Source organism: Hymenobacter cellulosilyticus, assembly GCF_022919215.1.
GTDB classification, from domain to species: domain Bacteria; phylum Bacteroidota; class Bacteroidia; order Cytophagales; family Hymenobacteraceae; genus Hymenobacter; species Hymenobacter cellulosilyticus.
Genome location: NZ_CP095046.1, coordinates 3,924,087 through 3,941,709 on the forward strand (window position 1 = coordinate 3,924,087; position 17,623 = coordinate 3,941,709).

Annotated in this window: 15 protein-coding genes, 1 tRNA gene and 1 pseudogene; 13 read left to right on the forward strand and 4 right to left on the reverse strand. The window is 58.8% G+C overall.

Annotated elements, in window-relative coordinates; all coding sequences use genetic code 11:
- Positions 1–143: 143 nt before the first annotated feature.
- Positions 144–217, reverse strand: a tRNA-Met gene (locus tag MUN79_RS19335).
- Between the two features lie 137 nt (positions 218–354).
- On the opposite strand from MUN79_RS19335, the gene MUN79_RS19340 reads away from it, so the two are divergent.
- The 9 genes and pseudogenes from MUN79_RS19340 to MUN79_RS19380 all read left to right on the forward strand — a co-directional run bounded on the left by MUN79_RS19340 (position 355) and on the right by MUN79_RS19380 (position 9,949).
- Positions 355–768, forward strand: a complete 414-nt coding sequence (locus tag MUN79_RS19340; protein ID WP_244674238.1) for an START-like domain-containing protein — start codon at positions 355–357, stop codon at positions 766–768.
- 108 nt (positions 769–876) lie between these two features.
- A complete protein-coding gene (locus MUN79_RS19345) occupies positions 877–2,310 on the forward strand; it encodes an LptF/LptG family permease (RefSeq protein WP_244674239.1) in 1,434 nt (477 codons plus the stop codon).
- Between the two features lie 171 nt (positions 2,311–2,481).
- Positions 2,482–2,757 carry a 30S ribosomal protein S15 gene (gene rpsO, locus MUN79_RS19350; protein WP_226177922.1) on the forward strand — a complete coding sequence of 92 codons (276 nt, stop codon included), beginning with the start codon at positions 2,482–2,484 and terminating at the stop codon, positions 2,755–2,757.
- Positions 2,758–2,950: 193 nt separating this feature from the next.
- Positions 2,951–5,115 (forward strand): annotated as a pseudogene (gene pnp, locus MUN79_RS19355) (polyribonucleotide nucleotidyltransferase).
- 117 nt (positions 5,116–5,232) lie between these two features.
- Complete coding sequence (locus MUN79_RS19360; RefSeq protein ID WP_073111364.1) at positions 5,233–6,096, forward strand: sigma-70 family RNA polymerase sigma factor; 864 nt, start codon at positions 5,233–5,235, stop codon at positions 6,094–6,096.
- 281 nt (positions 6,097–6,377) lie between these two features.
- The gene (trxB, locus tag MUN79_RS19365) at positions 6,378–7,322 is read left to right on the forward strand and encodes a thioredoxin-disulfide reductase (RefSeq protein WP_244674240.1); all 945 of its coding nucleotides are present in this window, start codon (positions 6,378–6,380) and stop codon (positions 7,320–7,322) included.
- Positions 7,323–7,464: 142 nt separating this feature from the next.
- The gene (locus MUN79_RS19370; RefSeq protein ID WP_244674241.1) at positions 7,465–8,571 is read left to right on the forward strand and encodes a M23 family metallopeptidase; all 1,107 of its coding nucleotides are present in this window, start codon (positions 7,465–7,467) and stop codon (positions 8,569–8,571) included.
- Between the two features lie 162 nt (positions 8,572–8,733).
- Positions 8,734–9,453, forward strand: a complete 720-nt coding sequence (gene bshB1 / locus MUN79_RS19375; protein WP_244674242.1) for a bacillithiol biosynthesis deacetylase BshB1 — start codon at positions 8,734–8,736, stop codon at positions 9,451–9,453.
- 46 nt (positions 9,454–9,499) lie between these two features.
- Positions 9,500–9,949 (forward strand): DUF4265 domain-containing protein, encoded by a 450-nt coding sequence (locus MUN79_RS19380; RefSeq protein ID WP_244674243.1) that lies wholly within the window; start codon positions 9,500–9,502, stop codon positions 9,947–9,949.
- Positions 9,950–10,029: 80 nt separating this feature from the next.
- Here the strand turns inward: MUN79_RS19380 and MUN79_RS19385 are convergent, their stop codons facing one another.
- From MUN79_RS19385 to MUN79_RS31250, 3 genes are read right to left on the reverse strand one after another with little or no spacing between them, the layout of a single operon-like run.
- Positions 10,030–11,361 carry a sensor histidine kinase gene (locus tag MUN79_RS19385; protein ID WP_244674244.1) on the reverse strand — a complete coding sequence of 444 codons (1,332 nt, stop codon included), beginning with the start codon at positions 11,359–11,361 and terminating at the stop codon, positions 10,030–10,032.
- Positions 11,351–12,244 (reverse strand): sigma-54 interaction domain-containing protein, encoded by an 894-nt coding sequence (locus MUN79_RS19390; protein ID WP_311136526.1) that lies wholly within the window; start codon positions 12,242–12,244, stop codon positions 11,351–11,353. The genes MUN79_RS19385 and MUN79_RS19390 overlap by 11 nt, the downstream gene beginning before the upstream one ends.
- Positions 12,211–12,699, reverse strand: coding sequence for a response regulator (locus MUN79_RS31250; RefSeq protein WP_311136527.1), 489 nt, complete (start codon positions 12,697–12,699; stop codon positions 12,211–12,213). The genes MUN79_RS19390 and MUN79_RS31250 overlap by 34 nt, the downstream gene beginning before the upstream one ends.
- A gap of 361 nt (positions 12,700–13,060) precedes the next feature.
- On the opposite strand from MUN79_RS31250, the gene MUN79_RS19395 reads away from it, so the two are divergent.
- The 4 genes from MUN79_RS19395 (at position 13,061) to MUN79_RS19410 (ending at position 17,596) form a co-directional block, all read left to right on the forward strand.
- A complete protein-coding gene (locus MUN79_RS19395) occupies positions 13,061–13,828 on the forward strand; it encodes an HlyD family secretion protein (RefSeq protein WP_244674245.1) in 768 nt (255 codons plus the stop codon).
- A complete protein-coding gene (locus tag MUN79_RS19400) occupies positions 13,825–14,286 on the forward strand; it encodes an efflux RND transporter periplasmic adaptor subunit (protein WP_244674246.1) in 462 nt (153 codons plus the stop codon). Before MUN79_RS19395 ends, MUN79_RS19400 begins: the two co-directional genes overlap by 4 nt.
- 177 nt (positions 14,287–14,463) lie before the next feature.
- Positions 14,464–15,141: an ABC transporter ATP-binding protein gene (locus MUN79_RS19405; protein WP_244674247.1), complete on the forward strand. Its 678-nt coding sequence runs from the start codon at positions 14,464–14,466 to the stop codon at positions 15,139–15,141.
- A gap of 19 nt (positions 15,142–15,160) precedes the next feature.
- On the forward strand, positions 15,161–17,596 hold the full coding sequence (locus tag MUN79_RS19410; RefSeq protein WP_244674248.1) for an ABC transporter permease: 2,436 nt from the start codon (positions 15,161–15,163) through the stop codon (positions 17,594–17,596).
- Positions 17,597–17,623 lie beyond the last annotated feature (27 nt).

Genomic DNA, 17,623 nt, shown 5'->3' on the forward strand with positions numbered 1-17,623 from the left:
ATGGCAAAAACATTTCCTGCTTGAAAAGGGGATTCCCAGAGCGGAAAGCAGGTTTCGGGCAAAAAAGCAAAGGCTGATAGGGGCCCGAACAGTGGGCATAAAAAAACCGCCTAGAATCGAAATCCTAGGCGGTTTTCACTGTGTAGCGGGGACGAGAGTTGAACTCGTGACCTCAGGGTTATGAATCCTGTGCTCTAACCAACTGAGCTACCCCGCCCTGTTTGGTGGTGCAAAGGTAATAACAAGATTTCGACCAACGCAAGCATTGTGTGAAAAAAAAGCCGTGTATATTGGCTCAACCCATTGAAGTCACCTACTTGCGCTTCACTCATTCTCTCCCATTTTGTTTTGCTTATGCCGCTTTCCGCTACCCGCTCCAAGCACCGTTTCACGGTCGAACTACCTGTCAACGCCTCACCCAAGATTCTGTACCCGTACCTGGCTTCCGCCTCGGGCCTGTCGCAGTGGTTTTGCCAGGATGTGCGCATCGACGAAGACCACCGGTACAACTTTATCTGGGACAACCAGTCGCATTTCGCCGAGATGACCTCCCACCGCACCAACCGCTCGGTGCGCTACGTGTTTCTCGACCACAACAAGCGCCACACGCCGGATGCCAACTACCTGGACTTTAGTCTGGAAGAGTCGCAACTAACCCAGGAAGTGTACCTGCGCGTGATGGACTACTCGGAGGAAACCGACGATATCGAGTTGCAGGAGATGTGGGAAAGCCTGATTCTGAAGCTGCGTGAACTGGTTGGGGGCTGAGCCCGAAAAATAAACTTGGGGAGCAAGAGCAAAACGGCCCGTATCTTCGTTGGTCTTTTGCTCCCCGGCGGCGCCCACACAGAGTGGGCGGGCAGGAGAGTGCCTGTCATGAAAAAACTCGATAAACTAATTCTGCGGGCCTTTGCCGGCCCTTTCCTGCTCACTTTTGCCGTGGTGCAGTTCATCCTGCTCATGGTTACCCTGCTCAAGTACATGGACGACTTGATCGGGAAAGACCTGGGCTGGCAGGTAATTACCAAGCTGATCCTGATGTTCAGCGTGATTACCATTCCTACGGCCCTGCCGCTGGCCGTGCTCCTGTCGTCTCTGATGACCTACGGCAACCTAGGCGAGCATCACGAACTGACGGCTATCAAGAGCTCCGGTATCTCCCTGCTACGCATCCTGCGGCCCGTAATGATTCTAAGCGTGGTCTTGGCCGGACTGGCTTTCTGGTTTAACAACCGCATTGTGCCCAGCGCCAACCTGGAAACGTTCAGCCTGCTTTGGGACGTGCGGCAGCAGAAACTGGCCCTCGACATCAAGGAAGGCGTGTTTTACAACGGCTTGCCGGGCTATACCATCAAGGTCAATAAGAAGGAAGGCGAGAACGGCGACCGGCTCAAGGGCGTCATGATCTACGACCACACCAACGGGCGCGGCAACTCCACCGTTATCCTGGCCGATTCAGGCCGCATGTTTACCCGCTTTGGGGGCGGCTACCTAAGCTTGGAGCTTTTTCACGGCCGCACCTACGTGGAGCAGCCCGACTCCCGGGACCGGGCAGGAGCCAGCTTTATCCGCCAGGGCTTCGACCGTAACCTGATTACGTTTTCCCTGTCTTCGTTTAATCTGAATCTGACGGACAAGAAGCTGTTCTCGGAAAACAAGATGATGAAGAATATTCCCCAGCTGCAGCACTTCACCGATTCGCTGCACAACAAGCTGGTGGTTGAGCGGAAGATGTTTCCGCGCCAGCTGAATCCTTACTACGTATATGTCCGCCTGGATACTACCGGGCAAACCCTGCGGCAGCGGGTTCAGCACTGGCAGGTACCCACCACCAAACTGCCCGTGGTCAATGCTAACCTGCTGGACCAGGCCGAAAACCGGGTGCGCAACCTGCGTACCTACGTAGGCAGCACTTCCGAGCACATGAGTAATCTGGCCAAGGAAGCCGGCAACTTCCGCATTGAAATCTACAAGAAGTACACCCAGTCGGTGGCCGTGCTGCTGATGTTCCTGATTGGAGCTCCGCTCGGCGCCATCATCAAAAAAGGCGGCCTGGGCGTGCCCGTGCTGATTTCCATCGTCTTCTTCATTGTCTACTACGTGCTGTCTATCATCGGCGAGAAGTATGCGCGGGAAGGCGTGATGCCCGTAGCCTCGGGGGTATGGATGGCCACTGTGCTGCTGCTGCCCGTCGGCTTGTTCTTTCTCAACCAGGCCCGCCGCGACTCCGGCCTGCTCGAAACCGATATTGTAGGCCGCCTGTTCCGCAAAATGAAGCTGCGCTTCCGCGGCTATAAGAAGGCAGTATAAGGCCGGTTTTTAGTCATTGGGTGCAGGTTTTTGGCTGGAATAAGACGGGCTAAGCCGAAAACCAAAAACTAATTACCAAAAACACGCAAAAACCAGTACCTTTGCGGCCACCCCGAGGTGCGGGGTGTTTTTCTTTCATACTTAATCCAAGACGGGGAAACCTATCTGCCGATGAAACTCACTACCGAATTAAAGCAGGAAATTTTCGCGAAGAATAGCCTGACGAAGACCGCAACCGACACCGGTTCGGCCGAATCGCAAATTGCCCTGTTTTCGCACCGCATCAACCACCTGACTGAGCACCTGAAGGTGAACAAGAAAGACTTCTCGACCCGCCTGGGTCTGTTGAAGCTCGTTGGTAAGCGTCGCCGTCTGTTGGACTACCTGCAGCACCGCGAAATCAACCGCTACCGCGCAATTATTAAAGAGCTGGGTATCCGCAAGTAACCTCGCCCGCCTGGAGCAGGGAGCCTTTTTACGAAGGTTCCCTGCTCTTTTTTTGGCCTGACTGGTAACGAATCGGTGCCAGTAGGTTGTTGCCCTTTCGATTCCGAATACCCAGAGCAAAACCAGGCCCAACGCCGGCCCTGGTTTTTCCAGGCTGCTCGCCCGCTGTCGCTTTTTCAAGCAAACTGAGAAGATGCCCAATTACACCGCTATTACCAAGAGCGTTACCCTGCCCGATGGTCGGCAGATTTCCATCGAAACCGGCAAGCTGGCCAAATTCGCGGATGGTGCCGTAGTCGTGCGCCTCGGCGACGCCATGCTGCTGGCTACCGTCGTGTCGCAGCCCAGCGCCCGCGGCGACGTGGATTTCCTGCCCTGTCGGTTGATTATCAAGAAAAGTTCGGCGGCGCCGGCAACATCCCGGGTTCGTTTCAGCGCCGTGAAGGCCGCCTGTCGGATTACGAGATTCTGGTCTGCCGCATCGTTGACCGCATCCTGCGCCCAATGTTCCCTAAGGACTATCACTACGAGGTGCAAGTGATGATTACCCTGATTTCGGCCGATAAGACCGTGCAGCCCGATGCCCTGGCCGCCCTGGCCGCTTCGGCCGCCCTCTCGATTTCGGATATTCCTTTCGCTGGCCCCATCTCGGAGGTTCGCGTGGCCCGTATCGACGGCAAGCTGCAAATCAACCCCCTGACCGCCGACATTGCCCGCGCCGACATTGACCTGATTGTAGGTGCTACTGCCGACTCGGTTGCCATGGTGGAAGGCGAGATGAACGAAGTGAGCGAGGAAGAAATGGTGGAAGCCATTGCCTTTGCCCACGAAGCCATCAAGGAACAGGTGCGCGTGCAGCTGGAGCTGGCCGCTGAAGTGGAGAAATCCCACACCAAGCGCGAGTACCCCAAGTACGAAGAAAACGACGACCTGAAAAAGCGCATCCTGGAAGGGGTGTATGAGCAGGCCTACCAAGTAGCCAAATCGGGTAACACCAGCAAAGCCGGCCGTAAGGAAGGCTTCGGCGCCATCAAAAAGTCGCTGACCGAGAAACTGCTGGAAGAGCAGCCCGAGCTGGATATGAAGATGTTCGGCCGCTACTATTCCTCTGCTGAGAAAAAGGCTATCCGCGACATGATGATCAAAGAGCGCACTCGCCTCGATGGTCGTCAGCTCACGGAAATCCGCCCCATCTGGAGCGAAGTAAACTACCTGCCCGGCGCTCACGGCTCGGCTTTGTTTACCCGCGGCGAAACCCAGTCGCTGACCACGGTAGCCCTCGGCACCAAGCTCGATGAGCAAATCATCGACACGGCCATGACCTCGGGCTACAGCAAATTCATGCTGCATTACAACTTCCCGGCCTTCTCGACCGGTGAAGTGAAGCCTAACCGTGGCCCTGGCCGCCGCGAAATCGGCCATGGCAACCTGGCTCTGCGCTCGTTGAAGAAGGTGATGCCTTCGGACGACGAGAACCCCTACACTGTGCGCATCGTGTCGGACATTCTGGAGTCAAACGGCTCCTCGTCGATGGCTACGGTGTGCGCCGGCTCGATGGCTTTGATGGACGCTGGTATTCCGGTGCGCGCGGCCGTTTCGGGCATTGCCATGGGTCTTGTGCAGGACAAGGAAACCGGCGAATACGCTGTGCTGTCCGACATCCTGGGCGATGAGGACCACCTCGGTGACATGGACTTCAAAGTAACCGGCACCGAGAAGGGTATCGTAGCTTGCCAGATGGACATCAAAATCCAGGGCTTGAGCGCTGAAATCATGACGGCTGCCTTGCACCAGGCCCGTGAAGGCCGTCTGCACATCCTGCGCGAAATGGCTAAGACCATCAGCCAGCCCGCGGCCGAGTTGAAGCCGCATACGCCCCGTTCGCACAAGATGCTGATCGACAAAGAATACATCGGTGCCGTAATCGGACCCGGTGGCAAAGTCATCCAGCAGATTCAGAAGGATACCAACGCCACGGTTATCATCGAGGAGAAGGACGAGAAAGGCCATGTGAGCATCTATGCTTCCAACCAGGAAGACATGGAAGCTGCTATCAGCCGCATCCGCGCCATTGCCGCGACGCCCGAGGTGGGCGAGACCTACAAAGGCAAGGTGCGCAGCATTCAGCCCTACGGCGCCTTCGTGGAGATCATGCCGGGCAAAGACGGTCTGTTGCACATTTCCGAGGTGTCGCACGAGCGGCTGGCCACGCTGGAAGGCGTGCTTGAGGTAGGGCAGGAAATCGACGTGAAGCTGTTGGACATCGACAAAAAAACGGGTAAATACCGTCTCTCGCGCAAGGTGCTACTGCCCAAGCCCGAGCGTGCTGCCAGCAGCAACGGCGAAGCGCAAGCCTAACCATTTACCTGCTGTAGAACTTTCGCGGGTACCGGCATGTTGGTCACAATCAGCCGGTACCCGTAAAAGGGACACGATGTTTAACATTTTCAGAAATACTCTACTTCCGCGCCCGCAATGAGACAGCTAAAGATCAGCAAGCAAATCACCAACCGCGAAAGCCAGTCGCTGGATAAATACCTCCAGGAGATTGGTAAGGTGGATTTGCTAACCCCCGACGAGGAGGTAACGCTGGCGCAACGCATACGAGAAGGCGACCAGCAAGCGCTGGAAAAGCTGACGAAAGCCAACCTTCGCTTCGTGGTGTCGGTGGCCAAACAATACCAGAACCAGGGCTTGTCGCTGGGCGATTTGATCAACGAGGGTAACCTAGGTTTGATTAAAGCCGCCAAGCGTTTCGATGAGACCCGGGGCTTTAAATTCATTTCTTACGCCGTATGGTGGATTCGCCAGTCGATTCTGCAGGCCTTGGCCGAGCAGTCCCGTATTGTGCGTCTGCCCCTGAACCGCGTAGGTTCGCTGAATAAGATTTCCAAGTCGTTTTCCGAGCTGGAGCAGAAGTTTGAGCGGGAGCCCTCGCCCGAAGAAATTGCCGAAGTGCTGGAGCTTACGACTTCTGAAGTAGTGGATACGCTCAAGATTTCGGGCCGTCACGTGTCGGTAGATGCTCCCTTCGTGCAAGGCGAAGAGAACCGTTTGCTGGACGTGCTGGAAAACGAAGACGAGGAGTCGCCCGACACCGGCCTGATGAACGACTCGCTCCGCAAGGAAGTGCAGCGCGCCCTGAGCACGCTCACCAAGCGCGAAGCCGACGTTATTACGCTGTATTTCGGCCTCAACGGCGAGCATTCCCTTACGCTGGAAGAAATCGGCGAGAAGTTCAACCTGACCCGTGAGCGGGTTCGTCAAATCAAGGAAAAAGCCATTCGCCGCCTGCGCCACACTTCGCGCAGCAAGGCCCTGAAGCCCTACCTGGGATAAGTTTTCTACTTATCCACCGAGAAAAACCCCAGCAGAACGTTGGGGTTTTTCTTTGTGGGTTAGTCTTCGGTAGCGGAAAAGTCCAGTCGGGTCCTGAAACGGTCATGTCCTTGCCTGGCGTGACTCTACGGCCCCGCTATAGGTTGGCTCTAACCACTCTGCCGTTTCGGCATAGCCGAAGTTATGGCTCAGTTTCGGCTAGGGTTAACCAATGTTGGCACCCAGCGGTTGAAAGCTGGGGGAAGCTTACTTTTGCAGTTCAAATTGCCATACCTACTCTCATGGAGAATACCACGGAACACGTGAAGTGTCTGATTATCGGTTCGGGGCCCGCGGGCTATACGGCCGCTATTTATGCTGCCCGGGCCAATATGGCACCTGTTATGTACCAGGGTTTGCAGCCCGGCGGCCAATTGACGATTACCAACGACGTAGAAAACTTCCCCGGTTACCCCGACGGCATCATGGGTCCGGAAATGATGGAGGACCTTAAGAAGCAGGCCGCCCGCTTCGGCACCGATATCCGCTACGGCTTGGCTACGGCCGTGGACTTTTCGGGCCACCCGCACCGGGTGACGATTGACGAGAATAAGGAAATTACGGCCGATGCCGTGATTATTGCCACCGGAGCTTCGGCCAAATGGCTGGGGCTGGAGTCGGAGGCGCGGCTGAACGGCTCGGGCGTATCGGCCTGCGCCGTGTGCGACGGGTTTTTCTACCGCGGTAAGGATGTGGCCATCGTAGGCGCCGGCGACACGGCCGCTGAGGAAGCTACCTACCTGGCCAACCTCTGCAACAAGGTGTACATGCTGGTGCGGAAAGGGGAGATGCGCGCCTCGAAAATCATGCAGAAGCGCGTACTCGACAACCCCAAGATTGAGGTGTTGTTTGACACGGCTACCGACGAAATCCTGGGGCAGTTTGCCGTGGAAGGTGTGCGGGTAAAAAACCTGCTCACGCACGAATCGCGCGAGTTGGCCGTTGAAGGCTTTTTCGTAGCAATCGGCCACGAGCCCAACTCCAAGATTTTCCAGCCCTTCCTGCACCACGACGAGCAGGGCTACCTCAAAACGATTCCCGGTTCGGCCAAAACCAACGTGGACGGTGTGTTTGCCTGCGGCGACGTGCAGGACTACACCTACCGGCAGGCCGTGACGGCCGCCGGCTCGGGCTGCATGGCTGCCCTCGACGCCGAACGCTACTTGGCCGCGCTGGGAGTTCATTAGTGGTGAAATGGTGAAGTGGTGAAATAGTGAGTTGTTGTTCAAGTGGCGCACTTTCGCGCAAGCCGAACGAAGAACTCACCATCTCACCACCTCACCATTTCACTATTTCACCATATCTCACTTTTTGCTCTTGTTGAAATTTGTGAAATACTGGCTCGGGCCGTTTCTGCTCTTGATGCTGCTATTGGCGGTCCCGGAGCAGGTGCTGGCTCAACGCCGGAAAGTACCCGAGCCCAAGGCCAAGGCCGGCTCGGCGGGCAAGCGAAAAGACTTCTTCCGCATCAAGTCGCCCAAAATCCGCTATGTACGGCCCGATACCACTATTCTGATTGAAACCAAGGACCTGCCCGACGACAACTCGGACGAGGCCAAGTCGATATTTTTCAATCCTGCCAAAAAGCTCTCCATCGTGAGTGAGGACACTACTACGCTCAACGAGGGCGAGCAGCAGATCGTGGAGATGTCGGAGGAAGTGCTGATCGACAGCTCCTGGATTAAGGTGGCCGGCTATTATGCTATCTGGGATACGCGCAACATCAACCCTTACCGGGTGGATGGCCGCCGAATCCGGGATACCCTAAACCTACGGCTCATCGAACCAGAAAAGCAGCGTTTTGCCAAAATGCCCCTGAGCACCACGCCCCTGACCTCGGACTTTGGGTTTCGCGGCTACCGCTGGCACTACGGCGTAGATCTGGACCTGAACACCGGTGACTCGGTGCGGGCGGCTTTTGATGGGGTGGTGCGGATTTCGAAATGGGACGGCGGCGGCTACGGCAACTACCTGCTGGTGCGGCATTACAACGGGGTGGAAACCCTCTACGGCCATTTGAGCAAGGCTCTAGTAGCACCCGGAACTTTCGTCAAAGCCGGGCAGCTCATCGGGCGCGGTGGCAGCACCGGGCGCAGTACTGGCTCCCACCTGCACTTTGAAGTGCGCTACGAGGGCAACCCCATCGACCCGGAGCGCATGTACGACTTCCCCGACTACAAGCTCCTCAAGGATAACTTCCAGATTACTTCGGCCCTGTTCGACTACTACAGCAAGGCCCTGAAGGCTAAAGCGGCCGCCAAGCAACGCAGCGCCTCGGCTGCTTCCGCCGCCCGCCGCGTGGTCACGCACCGCATCCGGAGTGGTGATACGCTGTCGGAGGTGGCTCAGAAGTATGGCGTGTCGCAGGCCCAGCTACGGCGCCTGAATGGCAATGTCAAGACGCTGCGCCCCGGCAAGACACTGCGGATTAAGTAGCGAATAGTAAAGATGCTTTTTAAGTCCCTATCATCCTGAGCTCCGCCAAGGACCTTACCACGTCAGCTCGACAAGCGTAGCCACGACTTGTGCTAGTATGGCTAGGGCCTTGGCGGAACTCAGGATGACTTTTTTGTAGTAATTACCAAGTTCAGCTCCCCTATGAAACTCGATATTCTGGCCTTTGGCGCCCACCCTGATGACGTGGAAATGTCGGCTGCCGGCACCTTGCTGGCGGCGGCAGCTATGGGCAAGAAAATTGGTATTGTAGACTTCACCCGTGGGGAACTGGGTACCCGCGGTACGCCCGCCACGCGGGCCGCTGAAGCCGAAGCCGCTAGCCGAATACTAGGCCTGAGCGTGCGCGAAAACCTGGGCCTGCCCGATGGTTTCTTCCGCAACGACCGGGAACATCAGCTGCCCCTGATTGCCGCTTTGCGCCGCTACCAGCCCGACGTGGTGCTCTGCAATGCCATTCACGACCGGCACCCCGACCACGGCCGCGGGGCCAGCCTAGCCTCGGAAGCCTGCTTTCTGAGCGGACTACGCATGATTGAAACTCTGGATGCCGACGGGCAGCCCCAGCAGCCCTGGCGCCCCCGCACCGTGTACCACTACATCCAGGACCGGCAAATTGCCCCCGACTTCGTAGTCGACATTTCTGAGTTTTGGCCTGGCAAGTGGGCTTCTATTCAGGCTTACAAAACCCAGTTTTTCGACCCCAACAGCCAGGAGCCGGTAACTTATCTTTCCACGCCGGTCTTCAGCCAGTTCATGGAGGCCCGGGCCCGGGAGTTTGGCCACATCATCGGCGTCGAGTTCGGGGAAGGCTTCACCCGGCAGCGGCCCGTAGGCGTGCGCGACATTACCACACTGATTTAGAATTACAGAACCTGTAAGAGGATAGTCTGCCTTAATAAAGCAAGGCGTGATTAGCGAGCAAGCAAATTATCATATGCATAATGTGGCGTTGGTTTATTTAGAAGAAATAGATAAAGAGTATAAGGTTGAGATGGTAGACACTGTTGAAGTAGATGAAGGGTATAAATTGGTGTCAATTCCTTTTTTTGCTAAACATTTGGCTTTACATGACATTGTCACGGTTGAGAACGAAGATGGTGTGCACTACTTCGATGACATCATTGTAAAATCAGGACATAGCGTTGTGCGAATCGTGTTTTTTGATAAAAATCTAATAGAAAATACTATTAACGCACTGCAGTGCCTTGGCGCTAATGCGTATCGTTATTATGACTCTGAGCTTTTTGCCTTAGACATTCCGGCTTCTACAGACTACAGCCCAATCAAACAGCTTCTAAAAAACGGATCAGCTACTAAATCTTGGGATTATGAAGAAGCCTGTTTAGGTTGGAAATAATTCAGATTCAAAACCGTTGCCCCTATACTCTTATGATTGAATTGCTAATTCTGAAGCTACGCAGGGCCTAAGGCCTAAGATTATAAGGTCAGCAGAATCACGGTGCCGACCTCCGGCGTGGAGCGTACCTGGATGCTGCCTTGGTGGAGGAGCATAATCTGCCGGCACAAACTCAGGCCAATGCCGCTGCCATTCTTTTTGGTGGTGAAGAAGGGTACAAAAATATTGTCCACTACCTCGGTACTCATGCCCCAGCCATTATCACTCACACTAAGTACAGTGGAGCCGGCCGTAGTGGTGGCGGAGAGCGTAATGCAGGGGCTGGGCTGCCCCGCTACGGCATCAATGGCGTTCAGGACCAGATTAATCAGCACCTGCTCGAGCAGCACCCGGTCGGCTGAAATGCTAAGCTGCAGGTCGGGCAGCACGATTTCCAGGGTGATATTTTCGGCCCGCAGCTTGGGTTGCAGCAGCTGGTGCACGGCTTCGAAAAGCTCGTAAACCGGCAGGGGCTGGCGGTTGGGCGTGGCAATCTTGCTTAGGCTGCGGTAAGTGGTGGCAAACTGCAAGAGCCCGTCGCTGCGGCGCTTGATGGTAGCAATGCCCAACTCCAGATCCTCGCGCAGCTCAGCGTCGGGCAGCTCGGCCTCGGTGGCTTGCAGGCGTTGCTCAAGCGTATCGGCCAGGGAGGCAATTGGAGCCACCGAGTTCATGATTTCGTGGGTGAGCACACGCAGCAGCTTCTGCCAGGCGTCGGCCTCGGTTTCATCCAGCGCCCCGCCGATGTTCTGCAGCGCCACGAGCTTGTAGAGCTTGCCCTCGGCTTGAAAAACGCTAGCTGCCAGCAGCAGCCGCACTGCGTCGGGGCCTACCGTCACGGTGGTTACCTGCGCCGGGCCGGGACGCAGTGCGGTAAGCTGGGCCGCCAGTTCAGGGTAGCGGCGGGCTAGGCCCCGGATGTTTTTCAGCTGGGGCAGGCGCAGCAGTTCCTTGAGTGCGCCGTTGAGCCACCACACGGCGCCGGTAGCCGGCTCGTAGGACAAAATGCCAGTTTGAATCAGCTCCAGCACGTTTTGCAAATGCTGGTACTGCGTTTCCTTTTCCTTGCTAATGGTCCGAAACGCGTCGTTGATAGCCTGGAAATGGGCGAAGGGCGCTACCAACTCGGCCCTGCCCGGCCGGCGGTACTGCCCGGAAAAGTCCCGGTAGCGGATAGCCGCCGCGAATTCCTCAAGCTCGTTGAGCACCGCAACCTGGCCCTGGTACAGGTCGCGCAGGGCCCAGAGCACCACGGGCAGCGGCAGCAGCGCCCAGGCTCCGTGGCCCTGTACCAGCGCCCAAGCCGCCGCGCACAGGGCGCCAAACAGGACCAGCACAGTGGAAACCAGGCGCAGTAGAACCCTAGAGTGCATGCTTATTGAGGCGCCGGTAGAGGGCCGTTCGGGTAATGCCTAATTCCTGCGCGGCCCGGGTAATGTTGCCGCCGTGCTTTTCAATAACATGCAGGATGGCGTTGCGCTCCACCGTGCTCAGGGTTAGATTGTCGAGCGACTCGGCGGCTTGGGAAGGAGATTCCAACTGCGAGAACAGCAGATCCTCGGGTTGGAGCACGGGCGTTTCGGCCATGATGACGGCCCGCTCGATGGTGTACTGCAGCTCCCGCACGTTGCCGGGAAAGGCGTACTGCTCCAGCTTGCGCAGGGCCGCCGCGCTGAGTGTGGGCTCGGGCCGCTGGTACTTGGCCGCGTACTGAGCCGCGTAGTGTCGGGCCAGCACCGAAATATCAGCCGGGCGGCTGCGTAGCGGGGGCACCAGCAGCTCCACGGTATTGATGCGGTAGAGCAAGTCCTTGCGGAAGCGCCGCTCGTCGGCCAGCTCGGCTAGAGGAACGTTGGTGGCGCAGATCAACCGAATGTCGACGGCAATGGGCTGATTGGAGCCCAGACGAGTGATTTGCCGATTCTGCAGGGCCGTGAGCAGCTTGGCTTGCTGGCCTAGCCCCAGGTTGCCGATTTCATCGAGGAAGAGCGTGCCGCCGTGCGCGGCTTCGAAGCGGCCGGCGCGGTCCTCCCGGGCGTCGGTAAAGGCGCCTTTCTTGTGGCCAAACAGCTCACTCTCGAACAGCGACTCGGTCAGGGCTCCGGCATCGACTTTTACCAGAGGCTTCGAGGCCCGCCGGGAAGCCTGGTGCACGGCCTGGGCCACCAGATCTTTACCGGTGCCATTTTCGCCCAGCACCAGCACGTTGGCATCGGTTGGGGCTACTTTCTCGATGGTGCGGAAGATCTGCTGCATGGCTGCCGAAGTGCCCAGCAGCGTTGGGGTTGAGCCCGCGGCAGTGTTGGGGAAGCCACGGCCTCACCCGGCGGGCGCAGGGCCTCGGTGATGGTCGTGAGCAGCTTATCGTTGTGCCAGGGCTTGACCACGAAGTCAGTAGCCCCTTCCTTGAGGGCGCGCACGGCCAGCTCGATGTCGCCATAGGCCGTTATCATGATGACGGCCGCCTTTGAGCCCAATTCCTGAATGCGGCGCAGCCAGAAAAAGCCCTCATTGCCGGTGTTCACGGCGCTGTGGTAGTTCATGTCGAGCAGAATCACGTCAAAGCGGCGGGAAGCCAGCAGGGTGGGCAGGGCCTCGGGGCGGCGCTCCACCACGACCTCGCGCACCTGGGGCCGCAGCAGCAGGCGTACCGCCGTCAGAATGTCGGGGTCGTCGTCGAGGACCAGCACGGAGCAGGAGCGGAGGTTCATGGCAGCAGGAAGGTTGTCAGGCAGTTGGCCGTGGGGAAAGCCCCGTCGGGGCTGGGGCGAAGCCTGGTTATTGGCAAAGCACGGTAATTTTTGGCGGCAAAAACAGCCCGGGCCCAAGCCCGCCCAGCCGCCGGTTGGCCGGTAAGCCTGACTGCCGCTGCAGGACTGTATCGGTACCGCACAGGGAGTGTATCAAAACCGAACACTGCGCGGAAACGCCTAATGGATAAGGTATTGAAAATAATGCATTTGCTGTTTCGGCACGCCGATGGCAGCCACTTGAGCAGATGTGGCCCAAACTTTTTCCGGCCACCCACCAAAAAACTTCTGCTGCCGTGGACCGCGCTATTACCCCTCCGAAATGGACAACCCGCAAACTGCTTTTGCTCGGCGGCACCCTGCTGGCGCTACTGCTGGCCGGGCAGTGTATTATTTCGGCGCCGGGCCCAGTCAACTCACCGTCGACCCGACCCGACTGACGATTAGCGTGGTGCGGCGCGGCAGCTTTCAGGAGTTTATTCCCGTGAGCGGGGTGGTACTGCCCGAGACCAGTATTTTCCTTGATGCGCTGGAAGGTGGGCGGGTAGAGGAGAAGTTTGTGGAAGACGGGGCCTTGATGAAAAAGGGCCAGCCGGTGCTGCGCCTTTCCAATGCCGATTTGGAGCTGAGCCTGGTCAACCAGGAAACGGCGGTGCTCAACCTGCTCACTCAAATGCAGATTTCGCGCAACGCGGCCCAGCAGAATACCAACGCCCGCCTCAACCAGCTGGCCGACGCCGACAACGCCTACCACGAGGCCGAGCGGGTGTATCGGCTCAACAAAAACCTCTACGAGCAGAAAGTCATTGCCCAGCAGGAGTTCAAGCAGGCTGAACAGGCCTACCGCTACCAGCAGCGCCGCCTGGGCCTGAGCCGCCACATTCTGGGTCAGGATTCCTCAGCCACGCGGCAGGAGCAGGGCCAGGCCGCCCGCTCCTACACCCGCATGCAGAACGCCCTGGATTTAATGCGCCGCAAAGTAGGCGACCTGGTGGTGCGGGCCCCTATCGACGGGCAGCTGACTTCGCTCGACGCCGAAATTGGGCAGAGCATCAACAAGGGCAGCGCCTGGGCCAGCTCGACGCGGTGAGCGGCTACAAGGTGCGGGCCGACATCGACGAGCACTACATTTCGCGCATCGTGCCGGGCCTGCTGGGCGAGTGCACTGTGGCCGGCCGCCGCTACCCGCTCCAGATTCGCAAGGTCTACACCCAGGTTACCGGCGGCCGGTTTCAGGTAGATATGAGCTTTGTGGGCGCCGTGCCCCAGGCCATCCGCCGCGGCCAGACCCTGCAGGTGCGCCTGACCCTGGGCGACGAAACCCAGGCCGTGCTGCTGGCCAAGGGCGGCTTCTACCAGCAAACCGGCGGCAACTGGGTGTATAAGCTCACGGCCGATGGCCGCGCGGCCTACCGGGCCGAGGTGCGCCTGGGCCGCCAGAATCCCGATTACTACGAGGTGCTTAGCGGCTTGCATCCCGGCGAGCAGGTCATCACCTCCGGCTACGACAACTTCGGCACCATGCAGGAACTGGTGCTTCGGCCTTAGCTCCGGCCTATTCCGCTTGCGCAGAACGCGTCGAAGCCGCGGCCGGCCCGCTTTGGGCCACTGCTGTGGTGAGTGAGTGGCCCCAAGCCGGGCGCGGGGGTGGCTTCGCGTGTTCTGCCTTTTTTCGCTTTCAACTTTCCACCTTTCTTCGTCTCACCCTTACCAGCCCCGATTCCGATGATTAAGATTACCAACCTGGAGAAAACCTACCGCACCGAAGAAGTGGAAACCGTGGTGCTGCACGCCCTGAACCTGGAGGTGCGCGAGGGCGAGTTTGTGGCCGTAATGGGGCCTTCGGGATGCGGCAAAAGCACCCTGCTCAATATCCTGGGGCTGCTCGACGACCCCAATTCGGGCAGCTTCATCTTCGACAATACCGAAACCGTGGGCTTCACGGAGCGGCGCCGGGCCGAGCTGCGCAAGCACGCCATCGGCTTCGTCTTTCAGAGCTTCAACCTGATTGACGAGCTGACCGTGTACGAAAACGTGGAGCTGCCCCTGGTGTATACCGGTGTGCCGGCCGCCGAGCGGAAAAAGCGGGTGGAGGAGGTGCTCGACAAGATGCGCATCATGCACCGGCGCCACCACTACCCCCAGCAGCTCTCGGGCGGGCAGCAGCAGCGCGTGGCCGTGGCCCGGGCCGTGGTGAACCGGCCTCGCCTGATTCTGGCCGACGAGCCCACCGGCAACCTCGATTCCAGCAACGGCAACGAGGTGATGGACCTGCTTTCTGAGCTCAACGAGCAGGGCACGACCATCGTGATGGTAACTCACTCCGAACACGACGCCCGCTACAGTCACCGCATCGTGCGCATGCTCGACGGGCAGACCGTCACCGAAACCATCCTGACCTAGTCCTTTATTCCCTTCGGTTATGCTCCGTCATTACATCACCGTCACGCTGCGCAATCTGCTCAAGCACAAGCTGATTTCGGCCATCAACCTTTTCGGGCTGACCATGGGCCTGACCTGCTGCCTGCTGATTCTGGCCTACATCCTGCACGAAACCAGCTACGACCGGACCCCGCCTACGGCCTCGCGCATCTACCGCGTTACCCGCAATTTTTACGACCCCAGCGGGGCCACAACCCTGGAGCTCAGCGCGGTGGCCCCGGTGATTGGACCCCTGCTCCAGTCCGACTTCCCCCAGATTGAGAAAATGGCCATCATTCTCTCCGGCGGCTCGATGGTGACCCGCTACGAGGATAAAATCCTGACCCAGGACAGCCTGGCCTTTGCCGACGGCAGCTTCCTGGATTTGTTTGGGGTGCGCGTGCTCAGCGGCGACGCCCGCACGGCTTTGCAGGAGCCCCGTACGATAATGCTGGAGCAGCGTACGGCCCGCAAGTACTTTGGCACCGCCGACCCGCTCAACAAGGAGGTTAAGCTCGATGGCAACCTGCTCTGCAAGGTAACCGGGGTGTACCAGGGCCTGCCCGAAAATTCCCACCTGCACCCGGCCATGCTCATTTCGTATCCTACGCTGAAAGACCCCTTGCTTTACGGCGAAGAGGCCATGCGCACGAGTTGGAGCAGCAATTCCTTTCATACCTACCTGCAGCTGCCCGCCGGCTACGACGCGGCTCAGCTCGAAGCTCAGTTTCCGGCCTTTCTCGACCGGCATATGCCCCAGCCCAAGCGGGCCACCGACTTCGTGCAGCCTTCCAAGATGACCAGCCTGCAGCTGCAGCGCCTGACCGACGTGCACCTGACATCCCACCGCGCCGACGAGCTCGAAGCCAACGGCGACATTACCCGGGTCTACATCTTCAGCATCATTGCCCTGTTCGTGCTGCTCATTGCCTGCATCAACTACATGAACCTGTCCACGGCCCGGGCTGCGCTGCGGGCCAAGGAAGTGGGTGTGCGCAAGGTCATCGGGGCCCGGCGCTCCGAGATTATTCTGCAGTTTCTGGGCGAGTCGGTGCTGATAACGGTCCTGGCCACGGTGCTGGCCGTGGGCTGCGCCCTGCTGGCCTTGCCCTGGCTAAGCCGGCTGGCGGGCACCGCGCTCCACCCGGAGCTGCTGCTGCGCGGCCCGGTGCTGGCCGCCCTGCTGGCCTTGCCACTGGTAGTGGGCGTGCTGTCGGGGTTGTATCCGGCCCTGTACATGTCCTCGTTTCAGCCCCAGCAAATCCTGAAGGGCTTTCTGAAAAACAGCGGCGGGCTTACCTTTCGCCGGGCCCTGGTGGTGGTGCAGTTCGTGGTATCCATCGGGCTGCTAGTAGGCACGGCCATCGTGATGCTGCAGGTGCGCTATCTGCAGCAGACGCCCCTGGGCTACAACCGCGAGCAACTACTGACCATGACCTATCCGCCCGCGCTGACGCCCCAGTACGAGGCCTTCCGCCAGGCTCTGCAACAGCAGCCCAGCGTGCTGAACGCAGGCCGCTCCTCGCGTATTCCCACCGGCCGCCTGCTCGACGCCAGCGACGCGGCCGCCGTCATCGGCGACTCGCTGCGGCCCACCGCGGCCAGCATCAAGTTTGTGAGCATCGACGACCAGTTTTTGCCTACGTACGGCATCAAGCTGGCAGCGGGGCGCAACTTTTCACCCGCCTTCCCAACCGATACCACCGGCTTTATTCTCAACGCCAGCGCCGTGCGCATGGTCGGCTGGTCCTCGCCGGCTGCGGCCGTAGGGCAGGCCTTTCGCTACGGCGGGGTGATGGGCCGGGTAGTGGGTGTGGTCGAGGATTTCCACTTCGAGTCCCTGCACCAGCCCATCGTACCCCTGGTCATGTTTCTGAGCACAGTCACGTCGCGGTCTTCCTACAACCTGCTCACGGTGAAGATTGCCGGGGCCAACGTTCCCGCCGCGCTGTCCCACCTGGAAAGCACCTGGAAGCAGTTTCTGCCAGAGCAGCCCTTCGGCTATACGTTTCTGGATGAAAGCTACAACCGGCTTTACCAGGCGGAGCAGCGCCAAAGCACCCTGTTTGCTCTTTTTGCCGGCATTGCCATTTTCATTGCCTGCCTGGGCTTGTTTGGCCTCTCGGCCTTTGCCATCACCCAGCGGGTCAAGGAAATCGGCATCCGCAAGGTGCTCGGAGCCAGCACCTCAGCCATTGTCGTGCTCTTGTCCGGCGACTTTCTCAAGCTCGTGGGCGTGGCGGCCCTGCTGGCCCTGCCGCTGTCCTGGTATCTGATGCACCGCTGGCTGCAGGACTTTGCCTACCGCATTGCTATGCCCTGGTGGGTGTTTCCGCTGGCCGGCCTGGCCGCCGTGCTGATTGCCCTGGTTACCATCGTGTCCCAGACTGTGAGCGTGGCCCGCGCTAATCCCGTCAAAAGCCTGCGCACGGAGTAGGGCACGCCGGGAGCTAGGGCAGGGTTT

Bases quoted from the DNA above. Each gene is read 5' to 3' on its own strand.
- MUN79_RS19340 (WP_244674238.1), top strand. From the start codon at position 355: ATGCCGCTTTCCGCTACCCGCTCCAAGCACCGTTTCACGGTCGAACTA.
- MUN79_RS19345 (WP_244674239.1), top strand. From the start codon at position 877: ATGAAAAAACTCGATAAACTAATTCTGCGGGCCTTTGCCGGCCCTTTC.
- rpsO (WP_226177922.1), top strand. From the start codon at position 2,482: ATGAAACTCACTACCGAATTAAAGCAGGAAATTTTCGCGAAGAATAGC.
- MUN79_RS19360 (WP_073111364.1), top strand. From the start codon at position 5,233: ATGAGACAGCTAAAGATCAGCAAGCAAATCACCAACCGCGAAAGCCAG.
- trxB (WP_244674240.1), top strand. From the start codon at position 6,378: ATGGAGAATACCACGGAACACGTGAAGTGTCTGATTATCGGTTCGGGG.
- bshB1 (WP_244674242.1), top strand. From the start codon at position 8,734: ATGAAACTCGATATTCTGGCCTTTGGCGCCCACCCTGATGACGTGGAA.
- MUN79_RS19385 (WP_244674244.1), bottom strand. From the start codon at position 11,361: ATGCACTCTAGGGTTCTACTGCGCCTGGTTTCCACTGTGCTGGTCCTG.
- MUN79_RS19390 (WP_311136526.1), bottom strand. From the start codon at position 12,244: ATGCAGCAGATCTTCCGCACCATCGAGAAAGTAGCCCCAACCGATGCC.
- MUN79_RS31250 (WP_311136527.1), bottom strand. From the start codon at position 12,699: ATGAACCTCCGCTCCTGCTCCGTGCTGGTCCTCGACGACGACCCCGAC.
- MUN79_RS19395 (WP_244674245.1), top strand. From the start codon at position 13,061: ATGGACAACCCGCAAACTGCTTTTGCTCGGCGGCACCCTGCTGGCGCT.
- MUN79_RS19405 (WP_244674247.1), top strand. From the start codon at position 14,464: ATGATTAAGATTACCAACCTGGAGAAAACCTACCGCACCGAAGAAGTG.
- MUN79_RS19410 (WP_244674248.1), top strand. From the start codon at position 15,161: ATGCTCCGTCATTACATCACCGTCACGCTGCGCAATCTGCTCAAGCAC.